The sequence below is a fragment of the Pseudotabrizicola sp. genome (assembly GCF_030684215.1).
Taxonomy (GTDB): Bacteria; Pseudomonadota; Alphaproteobacteria; order Rhodobacterales; family Rhodobacteraceae; genus Pseudotabrizicola.
This window is the reverse complement of sequence record NZ_JAUXOV010000024.1, coordinates 157,814-178,809: the sequence shown is the minus strand read 5'-3', so window position 1 is coordinate 178,809 and position 20,996 is coordinate 157,814. Positions and strand designations below refer to the sequence as shown.

Below are 20,996 nucleotides of genomic sequence, written 5' to 3'. Positions count from 1 at the left end.
GAATCTAAAGCACCCAACGCTGTTTGAAATCAAAGATTTCAACGCGTTGGGTGCTACTGTTCAAATCGCGCTGTCCTTAAAACGCTTTAGCTGTGGATCGCACCATCGCCGCAGGCGAGGGCTGCTTCGCGCACCGCTTCTGAATAGGTGGGGTGGGCGTGGCAGGTCAGCGCCAGATCTTGCGCCGAGGCGCCAAATTCCATCGCCACACAAACCTCGTGGATCAGGTCACCTGCCGCAGGACCGATGATATGCGCGCCAAGAATGCGGTCGGTGGCTTTGTCGGCAAGAATTTTTACAAACCCGTCGGCCTGAAACACAGCCTTGGCGCGGGCATTGCCCATGAAGCTGAATTTGCCGACCTTGTAGGCGCGGCCCTGTTCTTTCAGCTGTTCCTCGGTAGCGCCGACCGAGGCGACTTCGGGCGTTGTATAAACCACACCGGGGATCACGCCATAATTCACATGGCCATGCTTGCCGGCCATGATTTCTGCCAGCGCCATGCCTTCATCTTCGGCCTTATGGGCCAGCATCGGGCCGATGATGGCGTCGCCGATGGCATAGAGCCCTTTGATATTGGTCAAGAAATGATCGTCGGTCTTGATCTGGCCGCGTGGCAGCATCTCTACCCCCAACGCCTCGAGCCCCAGACCGGCGGTGTAGGGTTTACGCCCGGTGGCCACCAGCACAACATCCGCCTCCATCTCATGTGCTGAGTCGTCCTTGCGCAGCTTGTAGCTGACCTTCGCGCCCGTTTTTTTGGCCTCGGCCCCCTGCACGGCTGCGCCCAGAACAAACTTCATGCCCTGTTTGGTCAGGATCTTCTGGAAGGATTTTGCCACTTCGGCATCCATGCCGGGAGTGATGGCGTCAAGATATTCCACCACCGTCACCTGCGTGCCCAGACGGGCATAGACAGAGCCCATTTCCAGCCCGATCACACCGGCACCGATCACCACCATGGTTTTCGGCACCTTTGGCAGCGTCAAAGCGCCGGTCGAGGTAACGATGGTGGTCTCATCCACCGTGACGCCGGGCAGCGAAGACGGCTCGGACCCGGTAGCGATCACGATATGCTTGGCGGTGTGGACGTCGTCACCAACCTTGACCTGACCTGCCGCCGGGATGGTGCCCCAGCCTTTCAGCCAGGTGACCTTGTTCTTTTTGAACAAAAACTCGATGCCCTTGGTGTTGCCCGAGACCACGTCATCCTTGTAGGCCAGCATCTTGGCCCAGTCGACTTTTGGATTGGCACCCATCAGGCCCATTTTCTCAAAGTTCTCATGCACTTCGTGCAGCTGGTGCGTTGCGTTCAGCAAGGCTTTAGAGGGGATGCAACCGACGTTCAGACAAGTTCCGCCAAGGGTCTCGCGACCCTCGACACAAGCCACCTTTAGCCCCAGCTGTGCCGCACGGATTGCGCAGACATAGCCGCCTGGGCCGCCGCCGATGATGATCACGTCAAACTCTGCCATGGGTCGTCTCCTTTTTTGGGGGACAGAACCGGGGGCTTTGCCCCCGGACCCCCAGAGTATTTTTGCCAAGATGAAAGGGTCAGAGCAAGGCTGCCACGATCATCGTGAGGGTTGCGAGAAAGCCAATAACCCAGATGAACGAGCGCCAGGGGCGCAGGCCAAGGGCATAGGCGGGGATGTAAAGGATGCGCGCGACCAGATAGACCCAAGCGGCGGCTTGGGTGACGGGGGTGGATTGCTGGCCCAGGGTCACGACTGTTACGGCGAGAGTGAACAGGATCAGCGCTTCGAAATGGTTGTTCAGGGCGCGTTGCAGGCGGGCTGTCCGTTCGGACAACTGCCGGGATGGCGGACGGTCGCGCGCGCTCGAGGTGTAGCCGGTGCCGAGTTCAAGGTTGGCGGGCACGGCAAACAGGACGAACTGCACGGCTTGCAGAAGGCCAGCAAGGGCGAGGACGGTGAGTTCGGGTGTCATGACACGCCTTGGTTGGAGCGGGTGAACCCCGCCTTACGGGTGTGGTAGGGCGGGGTTCACCCCGCCCCGCCAGATTACAGATCCATCAGCAGGCGGCGCGGGTCTTCCAGCGCCTCTTTGACGCGCACAAGGAACGTCACCGCCCCTTTGCCGTCCACAATCCGGTGATCATAGGACAGCGCAAGATACATCATCGGGCGGATTACGATCTGGCCGTTTACGACCACTGGGCGGTCCTGAATCTTGTGCATGCCAAGGATGCCCGATTGCGGCGGGTTCAGGATCGGCGAAGACATGAGCGAGCCATAGACGCCACCGTTGGAGATGGTGAAGCTGCCACCCTGCATTTCGGCCATCGACAGTTTGCCATCGCGGGCGCGCAGGCCGAGTTCGGCGATCTTCTTCTCGATCTGAGCGAACCCCATCTGATCGGCGTCGCGCACGACCGGAACGACCAGACCATTCGGCGTGCCAACCGCTACGCCCATATGGACGTAATGCTTGTAGATCACGTCGCCGCCGTCGATCTCGGCGTTGACCTCGGGCACTTCTTTCAGGGCATGGGTGCAGGCTTTGACGAAGAAAGACATGAAGCCCAGCTTGACGCCGTGCTTTTTCTCGAACGCGTCTTTGTATTCGTTGCGCAGGCCCATGATGCCCGACATGTCCACCTCGTTATAGGTGGTCAGCATGGCGGCGGTGTTTTGCGCGTCTTTCAGGCGGCGCGCGATGGTGGCGCGCAGCCGGGTCATCTTCACGCGCTCTTCGCGGCTGGCGTCATCGGTGTTGACCGGGCCACGCGGCACGGCAACCGGGGCAGGCGCTGCCGATGCGGTGGGGGCGCTTGCGGCCTTTGCGACATCTTCTTTCATCACGCGGCCATCACGGCCCGAACCCTGCACCTGATCGCGCGAGAGGCCCGCTTCTGCCAGGGCTTTTTTGGCCGATGGCGCATCTTCTACATCTTTGCGCTCGGTCAGGGTTTCCGGGCCGGCCCCCGGCGAATTTACCGCCTCGGCGTCTTTGGCCTTTGGCTCTGCCTTGTCAGCCGGGGCGGCGGCACCTTCGGAGATGATCCCAAGCCGGGCGTTGGCGGCTACTGTGGCCCCCTCTGGCGCAAGAATTTCGGCCAGAACGCCAGATGCCGGGGCAGGAACCTCTACCGAGACTTTGTCGGTTTCAAGTTCGCACAGCATTTCGTCTTGTTTCACGACGTCGCCGACCTTTTTGAACCAGGTCGATACGGTGGCCTCGGAAACCGATTCACCAAGGGCGGGAACCATTACGTCAGTCATCTTTGTCTTCCTCCACGCCGCTTCGGGCGTTTTTGACAGGGGCGGGCGGGGCCAGACGGTGGCCCCGCGGCGTTCAGAGTGTCAGCGCCTCGGACACGAGGGCGTCTTGTTCCATCTTGTGGCGGCTGGCGAGACCCGTTGCAGGCGATGCCGAAGCAGAGCGGCCCACATACCGGGCGCGGGACTGGGTGGCCCCGATCTTGCTCAGGACCCATTCGATATTGGGCTCAACAAAGGTCCAGTAGCCTTGGTTCTTTGGCTCTTCCTGACACCAGATGATTTCGGCACCCTTGAAGCGTTCCAGCTCTTTGGACAGCGATTGGACAGGGAAGGGGTAGAACTGTTCCAGACGCATAAGATAGATATCATCCGCGCCGCGCTTGTCGCGTTCGGCCAGCAGGTCATAGTAGACCTTGCCCGAACACATCACGACGCGCTTGATCTTTGCGTCAGGTTTCAGCGTCAGGTCAGAGTGACCCTTTTGTGCATCATCCCACAGCACGCGGTGGAACTGGCTGCCGGTGGTGAAATCGGCGGTATCGGACACCGCCATCGGGTGACGCAGCAACGATTTCGGCGTCATCAGGATCAACGGTTTGCGGAAACTGCGGTGAATCTGGCGGCGCAGGATGTGGAAATAGTTCGCGGGCGTCGAGACGTTGGCCACGATCCAGTTGTCATTTGCCGACATTTGCAGGAAGCGTTCCGGACGCGCGGACGAGTGTTCCGGCCCCTGACCTTCATAGCCATGCGGCAGCAGGCAGACGAGGCCCGACATCCGCAACCACTTGGATTCGCCCGAATTGATGAACTGGTCGAACATGATCTGCGCGCCGTTCGCAAAGTCGCCAAACTGTGCTTCCCACAGGGTCAGCGCGTTAGGTTCTGAAAGCGAGTAGCCATATTCGAACCCAAGCACAGCATATTCCGACAGCATCGAGTCGATCACCTCATACCGCGACTGGCCGGTACGGATGTGATTCAGCGGATAGAAGCGCTCTTCGGTTGACTGATCGACCAGACCTGAATGGCGGTGGCTGAAGGTGCCGCGTGTGCAATCCTGCCCAGACAGACGCACCGGGACGCCTTCGGTGACCAGACTGCCGAACGCCAGCGCCTCTGCCGTTGCCCAGTCAAAACCCTTGCCGTCGGCAAACATCTTGGCCTTGTTGTCCAGAAGACGACCAACGGTCTTGTGCAGATCAAAGCCGTCTGGAGAGCGGCTGAGCGCCGCCCCGATTTCTGCCATGGTTTCGGGCTTGATCGCGGTATCACCGGGTTGATATTCCTCGCGCTCGCGCTCAAACCCTGACCAGCGACCATCCAGCCAGTCGGCCTTGTTGGGCTTGAAGCTTTTGCCCGAGTCGAATTCCTCATTCAGGCGGGCCTGGAAAGAGGCTTTCATATCCTCGATCTCGCCCTCAGGGATTAGCCCGTCCTTGACCAGACGCTCGGTGTAAAGCTGTAGCGTGGTCTTGTGCTTTTTGATCGCGTTATACATCGCCGGGTTGGTGAACATCGGCTCGTCGCCTTCGTTGTGACCAAAGCGGCGGTAGCAGAAGATGTCCAGCACCACATCCTTGTGGAACTTCTGGCGGAATTCGATTGCGACCTTGGCGGCGTGCACCACCGCCTCGGGGTCGTCGCCGTTGACGTGGAAGATCGGCGCTTCGACCATCAGGGCGATGTCGGTCGGATAGGGCGACGACCGGCTGAACGCGGGCGCGGTGGTAAACCCGATCTGGTTGTTCACCACGATATGGATGGTGCCGACGGTGCGGTGGCCTTTCAGGCCCGACAGGCCAAAGCATTCCGCCACAACGCCCTGACCGGCAAAGGCTGCATCGCCGTGCAGCAGGATCGGCAAGACCATGGTGCGTTCGGTGTCGTTGAACTGGTCCTGCTTGGCGCGGACCTTGCCCAGAACCACCGGGTTTACCGCCTCAAGGTGGCTTGGGTTGGCGGTCAGCGACAGGTGCACCTTATTGCCATCAAACTCACGGTCTGACGACGCGCCGAGGTGATATTTCACATCGCCCGAGCCATCCACATCTTCGGGTTTGTAAGATCCGCCCTGAAATTCGTGGAAAATGGCGCGGTAGGGCTTGCCCATCACATTGGCCAGCACCGACAAACGGCCCCGGTGCGGCATCCCGACCACGACCTCTTTCAGACCCAGTTGACCACCACGCTTGATGATCGCTTCCATCGCTGGGATCAGCGCTTCGCCGCCATCAAGGCCGAACCGCTTGGTGCCCATGTATTTGACATGGAGGAACTTCTCAAAGCCTTCGGCCTCGACCAGCTTGTTCAGGATGGCGCGGCGGCCTTCGCGGGTGAACTGGATTTCCTTACCGTAGCCTTCGATCCGTTCCTTCAGCCAGCTTGCTTGTTCGGGATCGGAAATATGCATGTATTGCAGCGCGAAAGTGCCGCAATAGGTGCGTTTCACGATATCCATGATCTGCCGCATCGAGGCGACTTCCAGACCCAGCACGTTGTCGATGAAGATGGGGCGATCCATGTCGGCGTCGGTAAAGCCGTAAGAACCCGGGTCCAGTTCCGGGTGCGGGGTCTGGTCACGCATGTTCAGCGGATCAACGTCGGCAATCAGATGGCCGCGGATACGGTAGGCGCGAATGATCATCAGGGCGCGGATGCTGTCCAGTACGGCACGTTGCACCTGCGTATCTGACAGCGAAACGCCTTTTTCCTCGGCTTTGGCCGCAATCTTTGCGGCAGCGGCGCGGCCCTCTTTTGCCGGGGCGGCCACGGGCCATTCGCCGGTCAGGGCGCCGGTCAGGTCGTCCATTGGCATCGGCGGCCAATCGGCGCGGGCCCAGCTTGGGCCTTGGGCGGCGCGCTTGGCATCAATTTCGCTTTCGCCAAGGTCACGGAAAAACGCGGCCCATTGCGCATCAACCGATGATGGGTCGGCGGCATAACTGGCCTGCAACTGGTCGATATAGTCGGCATTGGCCCCGTCAAGGAAAGAGCCTGCGCGGAATTGGCTGTTGGGGGATTGCTCGGTCATATCTTGCACCTCTCCTCGGTGGCGCCGAATGGGTGGGGGGCCTGCACCTGCGGCGCTGCTGGCCCCCACATGGTTTTGTTACTCTAACAGGCGTAAAACAGCCTCGGTCAGTGCGGTGTTGGTCTGTGCCCGGTCACCAGAAAAGCACAACGCCAACCCCAAAAACACGGTCAGAGCAGAAAAAGATACCATGCCCGCGATTGCCCGCTTGTCCATGACCTGTTCTCTGTTCTGACGCATGTTTTACTTACCCAAAGCTTTCATCACAGCCTCACCCAGCGTGGCCGGGCTGTCTGCGACGATGATGCCTGCACTGCGCATGGCTTCGATCTTCGATTCCGCGTCGCCCTTGCCGCCAGCCACGATGGCCCCGGCATGGCCCATGCGACGACCCGGAGGGGCGGTGCGGCCAGCGATGAAACCAGCGGTCGGCTTCCAGCGGCCGCGCTTTTTCTCATCCGCGAGGAACTGCGCAGCTTCTTCTTCGGCCGAGCCGCCGATTTCGCCGATCATGATGATCGACTGAGTTTCCGGGTCGGCAAGGAACATTTCCAGCACGTCAATATGTTCGGTGCCCTTGATCGGGTCGCCGCCAATGCCGACAGCAGTGGACTGGCCAAGGCCCAGATCGGTGGTCTGCTTCACAGCCTCATAGGTCAGGGTGCCCGAGCGTGACACAACGCCCACGCTGCCGCGGCGGTGGATATGGCCCGGCATGATGCCGATTTTGCACGCATCAGGTGTGATGACACCGGGGCAGTTCGGCCCGATCAGGCGCGATTTTGACCCTTGCAGCGCGCGCTTTACCTTCATCATGTCCAGCACCGGGATGCCTTCGGTGATGCAGACAATCAGTTCCAGCTCGGCATCGATCGCCTCAAGGATGGAATCGGCGGCAAAGGGTGGCGGGACATAGATTACGGTGGCGTTCGCTTGGGTCATGGCTTTCGCTTCATGCACCGAATTGAATACCGGCAGGTTAAGATGGGTCGTGCCACCTTTTCCGGGTGTCACGCCGCCGACCATCTTGGTGCCGTAAGCAATGGCCTGTTCCGAATGGAACGTGCCCTGGCTGCCGGTAAAGCCCTGGCAGATCAGCTTGGTGTTTTCATTGACGAGTACGGCCATCGTAGGCGTTCCTTCGGTTAGCGACGTTAGGTCAGGGCCGACTAATCCGGCCCCATGAATGGTTCATTCGGTGGCGAAGCGCACACCGCTGTCGGTGTCCGATCCGCAAATCGGGTCGTTGCCGCCCGAGGTAATCGTGATGCCGCGGCCATCGGCCAGACGCAAAAGCGTGCAGCCCATGGAATCCTTTTCGTATTCGACCCCGGTCATCCCGGCGCTGTCCAGCGTTGCGGCCAACACCTCGGAGGCTGTGGCGCTGTCAACCACGGTGCTTTCGACATGGCAAAAACTGCCGTCGTCGGCCACATAGGCAAAGGTTGCCTCGCCGATACCGGGTTGAAAGCTGATCAGACCATCCTCGCCCGGTTCCGTGCTCCAGCCGCTGTCGGCGAGGAGTTCCTCGACGATATCAGTGTCGCCATCGCCCATCAGGCAGGCGACGTAGCCTTCCACCAGTTGCCCGACGGGATCAGCATCCTGAGCGGCAACGGGCCCAAAGGCCAACACAAGGCCAAAACCAAGACCGAACAAGACGGGGGTGATGCGAGGGGGCAATTCAAAGTCCTTTTGTGTGCACGATTCAATGCCGCAGGCGGCTTGTCAGCCTTGCCGCGCTGCGACGGGTGTTACTGGTAATCACCGATCCCGTGATCGGGGCAGGAAATTGCGATCTCGCCCGTTGGGACCTTGCCCGACCGCGCCCAATCCGACTGCTCTTGGCAGACGGGAACGTGATCGCCGTCGTCGCGAACATTGCTGCCCGCACCGCCACCGCATGCCGCAAGGAGCGACAGGCAGGCGAAACCAGAAACGAGAGAGATACGCATGAAGTTTACCCTTTTACTGCTTTTACAATCTTCTGTGCCGCGTCCGACAGGTTGTCTGCGGCAATCACATTCAGGCCAGAGTTTCGGATGATGTCTTTACCGAGTTCCACATTCGTGCCCTCAAGCCGGACCACCAGCGGAACCTGCAAACCGACTTCCTTCACAGCTGCGATCACGCCTTCGGCGATGATGTCACAGCGCATGATGCCGCCGAAAATGTTCACAAGGATACCTTTTACATTCGGGTCAGAGGTGATGATCTTGAAAGCCTCGGTCACCTTTTCTTTCGTGGCACCGCCCCCTACGTCAAGAAAGTTCGCAGGTTCGGCGCCATAAAGCTTGATAATGTCCATCGTGGCCATCGCCAGACCGGCGCCGTTGACCATGCAGCCGATCTCGCCATCCAGCGCGATATAGTTCAGGTCGAACTTCGACGCGGCCAGTTCCTTGGGATCTTCTTCGGTTTCGTCGCGCAGTGCGGCGATGTCGGGGTGGCGATACATGGCGTTGCCGTCAAACGCCATCTTGGCATCCAGAAGCTTCATGTTGCCGTCTTTCATGACGACCAGCGGGTTGATCTCCAGCATGTCCATGTCTTTGTCGACGAACAGCCGGTACAGGTTCTTCACGATCTGGCCGCACTGCTTGATCTGGTTGCCGGTCAGGCCCAGAGAGAAGGCCACGCGGCGGCCGTGGAAGTCGGAATAGCCTGCCGCCGGATCAACGGTGAAGGACAGGATCTTTTCGGGTGTGTCATGGGCCACGTCTTCGATGCTCATGCCGCCTTCGGTCGAGCAGACGATGGAAATCCGGCTGGTCTGACGGTCGATCAGCAAGGCAAGATACAATTCGCGCTCAATGTCGGAACCGTCTTCGATATAGATGCGGTTCACCTGCTTGCCCGCATCACCGGTTTGCACGGTCACAAGGGTACGACCCAGCATCTGGCGCGCGAACTCGGCAGCTTCACCGACCGAGCGGGCAAGGCGGACACCGCCCTTTTCGCCAGCTTCGGGCTCTTTGAACGACCCTTTACCGCGACCACCGGCGTGGATCTGTGCTTTGACGACCCAAAGCGGCCCGTCCATCTCTCCGGCGGCGGTTTTTGCCTCTTCGGCTTTCAACACAACGCGCCCGTCTGAAACGGGAACCCCGTAGGCCCGCAGAAGTGCCTTGGCCTGATATTCGTGGATGTTCATGGATCGCGTCCTCTGGGTCGTGAATTTTGACGCCTAATGCCATGAATTTGCACTGTGACCAAACGGGTTTGTGGCTGTTAGCGCAAAACGGAGACAAAATCCGGCATTTGTGATCACACGATCAAGGGGTGTGATCACGAAATTCCGCGCTGTGATCACTGGCGTTGTCCAGCTGCCGAATTCACAGACCTGCCGGGATGATCCGGGCTGATTCGTCTGGCCTCACATGCGGGAGGTTGCCGCAATGAGAACCTGACCACGGGGCAGCATAATGCCATCTGGTTTTGCATCCCAGCCTGTCCGCGCGCAGATCTGCTCCACCTGCATGCGGTCAAAATGGTATGGGGGCCGGTCCGGGTGGGTAACAACCCCATCTGCTTGCCGCAAAGGGCCGGTCTTGGCGTCGGGCGACATGAACACGGTAAAAAGCAAGCGCCGCAGATTGGGCAAACGCGGGCGCATTCGGGCCAAGGCCGCATCCAGCACGTCAAGCGGCAGGTGGGTAAAGACGCCAAACGCGATGGCAAAGTCAATATCGGGCGGGATACCGGGCAGGCTGAAGCCGCTGTCCTCGATCAGGTGATCTTCCGGCAGGCGGGCGGGATCGCCCAGTTCCACGCCGCGCCCCCGCAGCATAAGTGCGCGGCTGGCGTCCGTGGCCCAATAGTGGCCGGGGTTCAGATAGGGCACGGCCTTGCACCCCAGCCGCAGACTGCCCGCGCCGATATCCAGCAGGCGGTGATGCGGCTGCATCCCGGCGTCGCGCAGGATCTGCATCTGGATGCGTCCGGTTTCGTCCCACCGCCCGCCGACAATGTCTCGGTGTCGGCCTTTGGCGAGGGCGGTGTCGTAAAAGCCGGGGACCATATAGGGAGAGATGGGATGAGCCATGGCGGCGCTTATCCAGCCTTTCGGCGGTCTTCGCCAGCGCTCACGCCGGAACAGCGCCGGTTGACGCCTCCTTGACCAGCGCAAGGCAAAGCTGCGTCGCCTGGGCCATATCCTGCACCGAAACCCATTCCATCGGGCCATGGATATTCTGCATGCCGGTGAACAGATTGGGGCAGGGCACCCCCATTTCGGTCAGGCGTGACCCATCTGTGCCGCCGCGGATCGGCACGCTGACCGGCTCTACCCCGATCTGCGCGCAAGCCCGGCGGGCAAGCTCAACCGGCGTCATGTCGGTTTCGAGCCAATAGCGCATGTTGCGGTATTGTGGCGTGATGGTGCAGGTGATCTCGGCCCTTGGCTCGCCTGCCTGTACCGCGTCACATACCCGGCGCAGAATTTCGCCCTTTTGCGCCAGCCCGTCGCGTTCAAAATCGCGCAGAATGAAATGCAGGGTCATGTCTGATGATCCACCCGTCATATCGGTCGCATGGATAAACCCCTCGCGGTCCGACGTGGTTTCCGGCGTCATGGTCGCCTGTGGCAAGGCCGCTATGATCTTGGACGCAAGGGTGATGGCGTTCACCATCTTGCCCGCCGCAAAGCCGGGGTGGATCGACACGCCCCTGACCGTCACCACCGCACCATCGGCAGAAAAACTTTCAAACTCCACCTCGCCGACTGCACCGCCGTCAAAGGTATAGGCAAAATCAGCGCCAAGATCGGCGGGCAGGCGCTTGTCCACCCCACGGCCGATTTCCTCATCGGGGGTAAAGGCGATGCGGATCGGGCCGTGCGGGATATGCGGGTTTTCCAGCAGGTGGCGCGCGGCCGTCATGATGATGGCGACGCCCGCCTTGTCATCCGCCCCCAGAAGGGTGGTGCCAGAGGCGGTGATGATGTCATGGCCCTGCTTTCCGGCCAGATAGGGAAACTCGACCGGTGAAAGGGTCAGGCCCGGCGCATCGGGAAAGCTGATGTCGCCACCGTTATAGCCCCGGATCACACGGGGCCGGACGCCTGTGGCGTTGAACTGCGGCGCGGTATCCACATGGGCAAGAAAACCGATCGTCGGGCCGGGGGCTGTTCCGGGGATTGTGGCAAGCACGGTGCCGTAGTCGGTTAGCCGCACATCCGCCGCGCCGATCTGGGTCAACTCAACGGCCAGAAGCCGCAGGATCGTCCACTGGATTTCCGTCGACGGACCGCTGGCCGATGCGGCATCGCTCTGGCTGTCAATGGCGGCATAGCGGGTCAGACGGCTTTCCAGCTCGGCGTCAAAAAGGGTCATCTCGGTCTTCCCTTGGCTTTCTTGGGTTTTGCCTGCTGCCAGCCCGCCTGGTCAAAGGTCAAGCAAACTCAAAGCGGGCGACACCGCTTAGCTAGCCCAGTTTTGGCGGTCGGGAAAGACAGCCGCGGATCCATTTGCGCTGTGTACAGAAAGCCCGCGCACGACCCCAGACCTCTGGCTGGTTTCATCTTGGCAAAAATACTCAAGAAACACCCGCAGCCCCATGCGGGCCGCTATGCCGGCAGGGCTTGACGATCTGGGGGGGATACGAAACTCTGCCACGCATGTTTCCCATTCGCGATCACAACCCGTCGGGGCGCAGGCCCTTTGTCACCTACCTGCTGATCGCCGCGAATGTGGCGGTGTTTTTGCTGTTCAATCTGATGATGGACGAGCGTCAACTGGTCTATTTCTTCTACGACTGGGGGTTTGTGCCTCGGTTTGTGACGGAAGGGATTAGCCTGCACGGGATCGTCAGCCATATGTTCTTGCATGGTGGCTGGATGCATCTGTTGGGTAATATGCTGTTTTTGTTCATCTTTGGTGATAATATGGAAGATGAGATGGGGCATTTCGGTTTTGCCCTGTTTTTCCTTCTGTCAGGGTTGGCAGCGGTTGGACTGCAATTCGTGGCGGATCCCTGGTCAGAGATTCCGATGGTCGGCGCGTCGGGGGCGATTGCGGGTGTTATGGGCGGGTATTTGCTGCTGTTTCCAAAAGCCCGCGTTGATGTGTTGATCATCATTGTGATCTTCTTCCGCATTTTCCCGATCCCGGCGTGGATTGTGCTTGGGGTCTGGTTCGGGTTGCAGCTTTTCAACGGGGCCGTCACGCCGCTAGAGGGCGGCGGCGTGGCCTATTGGGCGCATATCGGCGGGTTTGTGGCCGGGGGTGCGATGACAGTGCCGCTTTGGCTGCGGCGCGGGGGTGTCGGCTTCTGGAACCGCACGCATGGCACGCCGCCGCATCCAGAGGCACGCTATGATTTTGTCCGCTCGCGGGTGCCGCAGGTTCCCCGGCGGCCCCGCTGACAGGTCAGGCGTCGTTGCGGATGATCTTGCGGAAGGACTCGAACAGCCCTTCGTTTCCGGCGATCAAGCTGCCGTCTTCCAGTGGGTCCTGGCCGTCACGGATGCCGGTGACCATGCCGCCGGCCTCTTTCACCAGCAAAATGCCGCCTGCGACATCCCATGGCGACAACTCACGCTCCCAGTAGCCATCGTAACGACCCGCTGCCACATAGGCCAGATCAAGCGATGCGGCCCCCCAACGGCGTACGCCTGCACAGGTGGGCATCAGGCGGGCAAAGTCTTGCAGGGTGGCGGGCAGGGTTTTCTTGGCGCCAAATGGCACGCCGGTGGCAAAGACGGCCTCGCTCATGGTGCGGCGGCCTGACACGCGGATGCGGCGGCTGTCGTTCAGCCATGCGCCCGACCCTTTTTCGGCCCAGAACATCTCGTCCTTGGCCGCGTCATAGACCACAGAGGACACGATCTCGCCCTTGTGCTCCAGCCCGATCGATACCGCCCAATGTGGCATGCCATGCAGAAAGTTGGTGGTGCCGTCCAGCGGGTCAACGATCCAGCGGCGCGTCGGGTCGGCCCCGGCTGTGGCGCCGGTTTCTTCGCCCAGCCAACCATAGGTCGGGCGGCCTCCCATCAGGTCTTCTTTGATCATCCGTTCGGCTTCGCGGTCGGCCTTGGACACAAAGTCCCCGGGCCCCTTGGTCGAGACTTGCAGGTTCTCAACCTCGCGGAAGTCTTTTACCAGACTGCGGCCTGCACGGCGCGCAGCCTTGATCATGAGGTTAAGGTTGGCGCTGCCTTGCATCGTGAAAACTCCGTTCCGCGTCAGCGCTCGCGTATAGGGCGGTCAGGCGCGCAAGGAAAGGGGGGATGGGCGTTTCCCTGTGTCCTGACGTTGATTAGGCAAGGCAGGTTTCAGCGCACCACAACAACGCGCAGCGCGTCCTTGCCTTCGTCCCGCACCATGTTGAACAGGACTTTTGCATTGGCCGTGTGCAGCCGGACGCAACCGGCACTGGCGGGGCGGCCCAGTTTCTTGACCTGATCCGTGCCGTGGATCGCGTAATTACCGTTGTAAAAGATCGCATAGGGCATCGGGGCATTGTTATAGAGGCTGGAGCGGTGGTTGCGTGACAGCCATTGTGCGCCTTTCCACTGCCCGGTTGGGGTAATCTTGCCTTGTCGCGCCGTAGAGACGGGCCATTCGTGAACTTTGCGGCCTTCGTGATACACGTCCATCATCTGCCGCGAGATCGACACGCGGACTAGGATTTTGGCCTGATATTCGACAACGTGCAGGTCTGGGGCGCTGGGCAGTTTTTGGGTTGCAAGGGCGGGAACCGAAACCAGCCCCAGCAGGACAATGGACAGGCAGGCCAGTAATTTGCGCATCGCACCCTCCGGAAAGATTTAAATCAATACCCGGCAGGATTTCGCCGATTGCCTTTCAAGTCAAATGTTTTACGCCCGGAGCAGGGTCAGGTTTTCCGTTCCTTTATCTGGAATGCAACGTGGCTGTGTGGCCTGCAAACCTTGGCGCTGGCCATCAGGACGGCTGCCCCACAGCATCGCCGCGTTGCAATTTGACCGGCTCTGATCGCCCGAGCCGCAGGAAGTGCGCCATAAAGGGTTTGGCCGCGTCTTCATCGCGGGTGGCGGCAAACAGGCGCTTGGTCACGGTGTCGGGGCCGAGCGGGCGGGTCACATAATCAGCATTCGATTTCAGATCGCGCAGCACCCAGTCGGGCAGCACTGAAACGCCCCGGTTTGATCCGACCAGCATCAGGATCACGGCGGTCAACTCTACCGGCCGCTGGCCGCGGGGCTCCACCTTTGCGGGGGTCAGAAGTTCGGTGAAGATGTCCAGCTTGTCGCGCCCCACGGGATAGGTGATCAACACCTGATCGCGAAAATCCTCGGCAGTGATAAAGGGTTTTTCGGCCAGAGGGTTCTGCGCCGACGCAAGGAAAACCGGGTGGTAGTCAAACAGCGGGTTATAGGTGATGCCGGGCAGGGGTTCGGGATTTGAGGTGATCACCAGATCGACCTCTTCGCGCAGCAATGCCGGAAAGCTGTCAAAGGCCAGACCGGCGCGGATATCGACATCCACCTCGGGCCAGGCGTGGCGGAACAACTCCAGCACCGGGAACAGCCAGTCAAAGCAGGCGTGACATTGAATGGCGATGTGCAACCGCCCGGTCTTGCCAGAGCGCAGGGCGCGGAATTCTTCCTCCATCTGTTCGATTTCCGGCAAGATCCGGTCGGCTGCGCGCAACATTCGGATGCCTGCCGCAGACAGGCGCATCGGTTTGGAGCGCCGCACAAATAGTTCCATCCCAGCCTGATTCTCCAGATTGGCCACCTGATGCGACAGTGCAGACTGGGTCATATTCAGCAGGTCAGCCGCGCGCGCCAAGCCTCCGGCCTGATGAATGGCGCGGATGGTGCGCAAGTGCCGAAGTTCGATGTACATGAGGTTCACCACAAGATGATCGTGAGGATTATGAATTTGTCTCACATCACTGAACCTGCGACAAGGGTGCATCAAAAGGAGACGACCATGGCCACGCCGCGCATTTCGTTCGAGTTCTTCCCGCCCCAGACGCTGGACGCGTCCTTCCGTCTTTGGGAAACCGTGCAGGCGTTGGCACCTATGCAGCCGGAGTTTGTCTCGGTCACCTATGGCGCGGGCGGCACAACCCGCAAACTGACGCATGAGGCGGTGACGGCGATCAGTAAGAATTACGGGCTGAACGTTGCGGCGCATCTGACCTGCGTTGACGCGACCCGGACAGAGACAATGGAGATTGCGGCGGCCTATGCCGCAGCGGGCGTCACCGAAATCGTTGCGCTGCGCGGCGATGCGCCCAAGGGGGCCGAGCGTTTTACGGCGCATTCTGACGGGTTTGCCTCGTCGGTTGAGCTGATCGAGGCGCTGGCTGAAACTGGCAAGTTCAAGCTGCGCGTCGGCGCCTACCCCGAACCGCACCCGGATGCCGCCGATACGCTGGCCGATGTGCGCTGGCTGAAGCGCAAGATTGATGCCGGGGCGACGAGCGCGATCACCCAGTTTTTCTTTGATGCCGATACCTTCTTCCGGTTCCGCGATCTGTGCGTGAAAGAAGGGATCACTGCGCCGATCATTCCGGGCATTTTGCCGATCACCAGCTGGGCGGGTGCCAAGAAGTTCGCTCTGCGCTGTGGGTCGGATGTGCCGGCGCGGCTGGACGAGGCTTTTGCCACTGCTGCCCGCGATGGCCGTGAAGAGTTGTATGCGCTGGCCCATTGCACCCAGCTTTGCGACAACCTGCTGCAAGGCGGGGTTGAGGATCTGCATTTCTACACCCTGAACCGCCCGCATCTGACCCGCGAAGTCGTGCGCGCGCTGGGCATCCAGCCCGAAATGGTGCTGGAAAAGGTTGCCTGATCACAGGCTGACGGCGTCTCCCTGAGGCCCTTGCCCCGTTTGGCTTGGGCCTCTTTTTTTTGGGGGGGGGCGATGACCGCCCTGTTCGCCCATGCTGCCTAAGGGCAGCCTGTGCAAATGCGGGTTTCCTGCCGCGCTTCGTCCCGATAGCATGGTGCGAATTGCAAAGAGGACGTCTATGGCAAACCCCATCTATATTCTGAACGGTCCCAACCTGAACCTGCTGGGCCTGCGCCAGCCCGAGATTTACGGGCGTGAGACGCTGGAGGATGTCGCCGAAGCCTGCGCCGCATTGGCCGAGGAACTGGGGCTGGTGATACGCTTTCATCAATCGAACCATGAGGGCCAGATCATCGACTGGGTGCATGAAGCGCGCGGGGCCGGAGCCGGGGTTATTATCAATCCGGGTGCGTTTACCCATACTTCGGTCGCTATTTTGGATGCGCTAAACGCTTTTGATGGGCCGGTTCTGGAAGTGCATATCTCGAACGTTCACAAGCGTGAGGCGTTTCGGCATCATTCCTATGTCTCGTTGCGGGCCGAGGGCGTGATCGCGGGCTTCGGGACAGAGGGGTATCTGCTGGCGCTGCGGCGGATGCGGACCTTGGTCTCGTCCTGAGCGCGGTCGCGGGTGGCGCGCGGCGGATGCCTCCGGCGGGAGTATTTAGGCAAGCAGCAAATCCATGGTTTGGCTGGCATGACGATGCGCGGCTGATCGGGTCGGAGGGGGCGGAAGTACCGCGCGGCGTGGATTTTGGGCAGGCATTGCCGGATCGGCCGGGGGGGGCTGCGTTGGCTGCCGTTCTGGTGGGGCAGGGCCGTGCCTTCCGCATTGGTGGCGAGGGGGAGGTTGCGGCGGGGTTTGGCTGTTTCGAGACCTTGACCGGTGGAAGTCTGGGGTCTGCGCGGCGCGTGGTGCGGACGCAGGCCTCGTGGCTGGCCAGTTTTGCAGTGAATGCAGGGTTGTTTAACCTTGGCCCCGGTGTGCGTGTGGCGGTGCCGGGGCGGTTGTCGCAATCGCTGGCGCTTTATGGTGCGCTGGAGGGGCTGTGCTTGGGGGCCGAGGTGCATCTGCTGGACGGGTTGCGGCCTGACCGGATGGCGCGGGCCGTGGCAGAGCGTCGGATCGGGGTGATTTATGCCACGCCGGTCCATCTTGCGCAGATGGTCGCCAGTGGATTGCAATGGCCTGCGCTGCGTCTGGTGTTGGTGGGCGGAGCGAAACTGGAGCCGGGGTTGAGAGCGGGTCTGGCGGCACTGGCCCCCGCCGCAGTGGTGCGCGAGTTTTACGGCGCGGCGGAGGCGAGTTTCATCACGCTTGCAACGCCAGAGGATCCGCCGGACACCGTGGGGCGGCCCTATCCGGGGGTGTCGCTGCGTATCTGTGATACCGGGGGGGCGGACCTGCCAGATGGCATGGTGGGTGAGGTCTGGCTGCGCAGCCCCTATGTGTTTCAGCGGTATGCCGGGACGGATCCGGGGTTGGCGCGCTGGCGGGGCGCTTGGCTGACGGTCGGTGAGATCGGTCAGATGACACGACATGGCCTGATTTTGCGCGGGCGGGCCGGGCGGATGGTGACAATTGCCGGCCAGAACGTGTTTCCCGAAGATATCGAGCGGTTTCTGGCGGGTGTGCCGGGTGTTGCGCAGGCGGCGGTTCTGGCGCGGCGTGATGCGACCCGCGGGCATGTTCTTTTGGCAGTGTTGATGGGAGAGCGGGCAATGGAGCGCGACATTCTGGCGGCGGCACGCGAGCGGCTTGGGCCGATGCTGGCACCGCGCGGGGTGATCTGGCGTGATGACTGGCCGACGCTGGGCTCGGGCAAGACCGATCTGGCGGTCTTGCAGGCTGAGGTAGACGCATGGCGGTGATTCTGGCGGCACGGAGGACGGCCGTTGTGCCCAAGGGGGGGGGCTTTGTCCGGTTGTCGCTGGAGGCGTTGGCGGTGCCGGTGGTGCGTGCTTGTCTCGCCGACGCCGGGATCGACGCTGTCGATGAGGTGATCTGCGCCAATGCCATCGGGCCGGGGGGGAACCCGGCGCGGCGGATCGCGCTGGCGGCGGGCCTGCCCGAGAGGGTCGCGGGGCTGACCATTGACCGGCAGTGTGCGGGGGGGCTTGATGCGCTGCTGCTGGCGGCGGCGCTGGTCGATGCGGGCCGGGCCGATTTTGTGCTGGCGGGTGGGGTGGAGAGCTTTTCGCGCCGGCCATTACGGTTTCTGACGGACCCGGAGGGCGGTGAACCCGTGGCTTATGACGAGGCGCCGTTTACGCCCTGGCCCGCGCGCAATCCGCGGATGGCGGATGCGGCGGCGGCTTTGGCACTGGCCTGCGGCTATACCCGTGCGGCGCAGGAGGCTTGGGCGGTGGCAAGCCATACGAAGGCATTGGCACAGGAAAAGTGGCCCGAGATTGTGCCCGTGGCAGGCCTGCAACGTGATGCTTTTACGCGCAAGCTGACGCCAGCCTTGTTGCGCCGGGCGCCCGTGGTTGCGGGCACCATCACACGTGCCACAGCAGCGGTAGCAGCCGATGGGGCCGCATTTTGTCTGGTCGCGGCGGATCGCTTTGCCGTGTCCGGTGCGCTGCATATCATTGGCGGGCGCACGCTGGGGGCCGACCCGGAACAGCCGGGGTTGGCCCCGGTTCCGGCCATCGCAGCCGGTTTGGCGCAGGCGGGGCTTGGGGCTGATGACATTGCGCATGCCGAGGTAATGGAAGCCTATGCTGCCCAGGCCATGGCTTGTGTCGAAGCTGCGGATCTTGACCCCGCGCTGGTGAACTGTCAGGGCGGCGCGCTGGCGCGGGGGCATCCGATTGGCGCATCAGGCGCGGTGCTGGCGGTGCGGCTGTTTCACAGCCTTGGCGTGGGGCCTGGCCTTGCGGCGATTGCGTCAGCCGGGGGGCTCGGCACAGCGCTGATTGTGCAGCGTTAAGCCGGGCAGCCCCAGAAGGCTCAGGCTCAGGCTCAGGCGCGGGCCAGCAGGGCGGCCGGGCGGGCGCGGGCGATGGCTTGGGTAACAAAACCGGTCAGCACCGCCTTGATCACATCGCCGGGCAAAAACGCGAGACCCAGAAGGGCTGCTTCGGGCAGTGATTTGCCAAGCACAATCGCCATGCCGGAAATGCCAAAGACATAGAGCACACCGATGCCGCCGATAACCCCGCCGCAGGTGGCAGCCCAGAACGGGGCGAGTGTTGTGCGTTCCATGATCCAGCCCGCGACAAAGGCCGCGACAGGAAAACCAATCAGGAACCCGGCTGAGGGACCGACAAACACGCCAAGACCGCCGCGACCGCCCGACAGCAGCGGCAGACCCAAGGCCACCAACAAAAGGAACAACAGCACGGCAAGCGCACCGCGTTTGGCGCCCAGAACCGTGCCACACAACATGATCCCCAACGATTGCGCTGTGATGGGCACCCCGGCGGCCAGATCGACGCGCGGGACAAGACCCAGCACCGCGATCAGGGCGGCGAACAGGGCTATATGGGTCAGACTGCGTTCCATGGTGCACCTCTTAAGGCAATGGCGCCTTTTTGTCCGCGCGTTCTAGCCTGTGCCACCGCGCGCGCGCAAGGCTTGGGAGACGTTTTCTGCATCGTCCAGCGCCGCAAGTGCCGCGGGCGCAAACAATCGCCAGCCGGGCGCGCGGCCCGACCGGGCGCGATACGCCTGCCCCAGTTGCGCGGCGCGCTCGGACAGCACCGGAATAAAGCGGATGACCAAAGCGATGGCCAGCGCCAGCCTTTGGGGCGGCAAAAGAGGGGCCAGCGGGCGGGCCAGACGCTCTAACACGGTGATCATGTCTGACAAGCGGGTGGTCACCGTCACCAGATTGGCCGCCGCTACCGCTGCCCCCATGCGCAACAGCACTACAGCCCCCGCCGTCAGATCGTCCAGCCACAGGTGCCACAGGCCCACAACTGCCACAAAAGGCCAGAGCGGACGCAGCATGCGCGCGCCATGGCGGGCGAACTGTGTGCCCCCTGTCAGATACAGTGCGACAACCGCCACCAAGGCAATACCAAGATGCAGCGGCGAGGTTGTCCAGAACAGCGCAAACGTAAACAGCGCCAGCGTGGCCAGTTTGGGCCCGGCGCGCATCTGGTGCAGCGGTGTCTTAACCGGCGAGGTCAGCGTCAGCATCCAGCCCCCCCAGTCGGCGCATTTCGTCCCCGAACAGCGGCAAAACCGCATGTGGTGGGCCGTCGGCGGCCACTGTGCCTGCCTCCAGCCAGATCACTCGATCACATCCTGTCAGGCTGGTGGGATCATGGGTGATGGTGATCAGCCGCTGAGGCAGCGTCGCAAAGGACCTGGCCAGCCGCGTTTGCGTTGGCAGGTCCAGCCCGGCCAAGGGTTCATCCAGCAAGATCGTGCGGGGCTGCATCAGCAGCACCGCTTGCAGACACAGCCAGTGTCGTTGGCCCTGTGACAGGGTGGCGACCGAGACGCCTTGCCAATGGCTGCGGCCATGCCCGGCAAGATGCGCTGCAACTCGGGCCTGCGCGTCGGGCTTGGGCTGGCCCATCTGGATAAGACCAAAGGCCAGTTCCTCATCAACCGTTGGAAACAGGATCTGGTGATCGGGGTTCTGAAACAGGATGCCCAGACGCGCCAGCATTGCTTTGCGGTCGCGCGCGGGGTCGATGCCGTCAACCCGCACCTGGCCTTTGTCTGGCGCGATCAGCCCGGCCATCAACCGCAACAGGGTAGACTTGCCAGACCCGTTGCGACCGATGACGCCAATGCGCGGCTCTGTCAGATGCAACGTCAGACTGGTCAGCACCTGCCGTCCGGTCAGCGTGACAGAAGCATTGTGCATCACAATTCCATTGGACTGTTCGGGGCCATTGGACTGTTCGGGAACCGGGTGTGTCATCAGTCGGCCTTGCCTGCGCTTTGGCCCCGGTCATATCGGCTGGGTG

At 61.6% G+C, this 20,996-nt stretch carries 22 protein-coding genes; 5 read left to right on the top strand and 17 right to left on the bottom strand.

Annotated elements, in window-relative coordinates; all coding sequences use genetic code 11:
• Positions 1-86 precede the first annotated feature (86 nt).
• From lpdA to pepT, 11 genes are all read right to left on the bottom strand, one after another.
• Positions 87-1,475: a dihydrolipoyl dehydrogenase gene (gene lpdA, locus Q8K08_RS03845; RefSeq protein ID WP_305249244.1), complete on the bottom strand. Its 1,389-nt coding sequence runs from the start codon at positions 1,473-1,475 to the stop codon at positions 87-89.
• 79 nt (positions 1,476-1,554) lie between these two features.
• Entirely contained in the window at positions 1,555-1,950 is a 396-nt protein-coding gene (locus tag Q8K08_RS03840; RefSeq protein WP_305249243.1) for an MAPEG family protein, read from the bottom strand.
• Positions 1,951-2,024: 74 nt separating this feature from the next.
• On the bottom strand, positions 2,025-3,245 hold the full coding sequence (gene odhB / locus Q8K08_RS03835) for a 2-oxoglutarate dehydrogenase complex dihydrolipoyllysine-residue succinyltransferase (protein ID WP_304801031.1): 1,221 nt from the start codon (positions 3,243-3,245) through the stop codon (positions 2,025-2,027).
• A gap of 73 nt (positions 3,246-3,318) precedes the next feature.
• Positions 3,319-6,279 carry a 2-oxoglutarate dehydrogenase E1 component gene (locus Q8K08_RS03830; protein ID WP_305249242.1) on the bottom strand — a complete coding sequence of 987 codons (2,961 nt, stop codon included), beginning with the start codon at positions 6,277-6,279 and terminating at the stop codon, positions 3,319-3,321.
• 78 nt (positions 6,280-6,357) lie between these two features.
• Entirely contained in the window at positions 6,358-6,519 is a 162-nt protein-coding gene (locus Q8K08_RS03825; protein ID WP_304801035.1) for a hypothetical protein, read from the bottom strand.
• Between the two features lie 3 nt (positions 6,520-6,522).
• Positions 6,523-7,407, bottom strand: a complete 885-nt coding sequence (gene sucD / locus Q8K08_RS03820) for a succinate--CoA ligase subunit alpha (protein WP_304801037.1) — start codon at positions 7,405-7,407, stop codon at positions 6,523-6,525.
• Between the two features lie 63 nt (positions 7,408-7,470).
• Positions 7,471-7,962, bottom strand: coding sequence for a hypothetical protein (locus Q8K08_RS03815; RefSeq protein WP_304801039.1), 492 nt, complete (start codon positions 7,960-7,962; stop codon positions 7,471-7,473).
• 71 nt (positions 7,963-8,033) lie between these two features.
• Entirely contained in the window at positions 8,034-8,234 is a 201-nt protein-coding gene (locus tag Q8K08_RS03810) for a hypothetical protein (RefSeq protein WP_305249241.1), read from the bottom strand.
• Between the two features lie 5 nt (positions 8,235-8,239).
• Complete coding sequence (sucC, locus tag Q8K08_RS03805) at positions 8,240-9,433, bottom strand: ADP-forming succinate--CoA ligase subunit beta (RefSeq protein WP_304801043.1); 1,194 nt, start codon at positions 9,431-9,433, stop codon at positions 8,240-8,242.
• A gap of 222 nt (positions 9,434-9,655) precedes the next feature.
• Positions 9,656-10,324: a class I SAM-dependent methyltransferase gene (locus Q8K08_RS03800; protein WP_305249240.1), complete on the bottom strand. Its 669-nt coding sequence runs from the start codon at positions 10,322-10,324 to the stop codon at positions 9,656-9,658.
• A 40-nt stretch (positions 10,325-10,364) separates the two neighbouring features.
• Positions 10,365-11,612 (bottom strand): peptidase T, encoded by a 1,248-nt coding sequence (pepT, locus tag Q8K08_RS03795; protein WP_305249239.1) that lies wholly within the window; start codon positions 11,610-11,612, stop codon positions 10,365-10,367.
• 284 nt (positions 11,613-11,896) lie between these two features.
• On the opposite strand from pepT, the gene Q8K08_RS03790 reads away from it, so the two are divergent.
• Positions 11,897-12,643, top strand: coding sequence for a rhomboid family intramembrane serine protease (locus Q8K08_RS03790; protein ID WP_305249238.1), 747 nt, complete (start codon positions 11,897-11,899; stop codon positions 12,641-12,643).
• 4 nt (positions 12,644-12,647) lie between these two features.
• On the opposite strand, the gene Q8K08_RS03785 is transcribed toward Q8K08_RS03790, so the two are convergent.
• The 3 genes from Q8K08_RS03785 to Q8K08_RS03775 form a co-directional block, all read right to left on the bottom strand.
• Positions 12,648-13,442, bottom strand: a complete 795-nt coding sequence (locus tag Q8K08_RS03785) for an inositol monophosphatase family protein (RefSeq protein ID WP_304801051.1) — start codon at positions 13,440-13,442, stop codon at positions 12,648-12,650.
• A 110-nt stretch (positions 13,443-13,552) separates the two neighbouring features.
• Positions 13,553-14,029: a L,D-transpeptidase gene (locus Q8K08_RS03780; protein ID WP_304802506.1), complete on the bottom strand. Its 477-nt coding sequence runs from the start codon at positions 14,027-14,029 to the stop codon at positions 13,553-13,555.
• 154 nt (positions 14,030-14,183) lie between these two features.
• Positions 14,184-15,110, bottom strand: coding sequence for a LysR family transcriptional regulator (locus Q8K08_RS03775; protein WP_305249237.1), 927 nt, complete (start codon positions 15,108-15,110; stop codon positions 14,184-14,186).
• Between the two features lie 87 nt (positions 15,111-15,197).
• Here Q8K08_RS03775 and metF point away from each other — a divergent pair, with 87 nt between their 5' ends.
• From metF to Q8K08_RS03755, 4 genes are all read left to right on the top strand, one after another.
• Complete coding sequence (gene metF, locus Q8K08_RS03770) at positions 15,198-16,064, top strand: methylenetetrahydrofolate reductase [NAD(P)H] (RefSeq protein ID WP_304802510.1); 867 nt, start codon at positions 15,198-15,200, stop codon at positions 16,062-16,064.
• A 178-nt stretch (positions 16,065-16,242) separates the two neighbouring features.
• A complete protein-coding gene (gene aroQ, locus Q8K08_RS03765) occupies positions 16,243-16,683 on the top strand; it encodes a type II 3-dehydroquinate dehydratase (RefSeq protein ID WP_304802512.1) in 441 nt (146 codons plus the stop codon).
• A 26-nt stretch (positions 16,684-16,709) separates the two neighbouring features.
• A complete protein-coding gene (locus tag Q8K08_RS03760; RefSeq protein WP_305249236.1) occupies positions 16,710-17,936 on the top strand; it encodes an AMP-binding protein in 1,227 nt (408 codons plus the stop codon).
• Complete coding sequence (locus Q8K08_RS03755; RefSeq protein ID WP_305249235.1) at positions 17,927-19,000, top strand: thiolase family protein; 1,074 nt, start codon at positions 17,927-17,929, stop codon at positions 18,998-19,000. Before Q8K08_RS03760 ends, Q8K08_RS03755 begins: the two co-directional genes overlap by 10 nt.
• 32 nt (positions 19,001-19,032) lie before the next feature.
• Here the strand turns inward: Q8K08_RS03755 and Q8K08_RS03750 are convergent, their stop codons facing one another.
• Genes Q8K08_RS03750 through Q8K08_RS03740 form a run of 3 tightly spaced genes read right to left on the bottom strand, consistent with a single transcriptional unit; the run spans position 19,033 to position 20,950 of the window.
• Positions 19,033-19,575 carry a biotin transporter BioY gene (locus tag Q8K08_RS03750; protein WP_304802518.1) on the bottom strand — a complete coding sequence of 181 codons (543 nt, stop codon included), beginning with the start codon at positions 19,573-19,575 and terminating at the stop codon, positions 19,033-19,035.
• 42 nt (positions 19,576-19,617) lie between these two features.
• Positions 19,618-20,214: an energy-coupling factor transporter transmembrane protein EcfT gene (locus Q8K08_RS03745; RefSeq protein ID WP_305249234.1), complete on the bottom strand. Its 597-nt coding sequence runs from the start codon at positions 20,212-20,214 to the stop codon at positions 19,618-19,620.
• A complete protein-coding gene (locus tag Q8K08_RS03740) occupies positions 20,189-20,950 on the bottom strand; it encodes an energy-coupling factor ABC transporter ATP-binding protein (RefSeq protein WP_305249233.1) in 762 nt (253 codons plus the stop codon). Before Q8K08_RS03740 ends, Q8K08_RS03745 begins: the two co-directional genes overlap by 26 nt.
• Between the last annotated feature and the right edge of the window lie 46 nt (positions 20,951-20,996).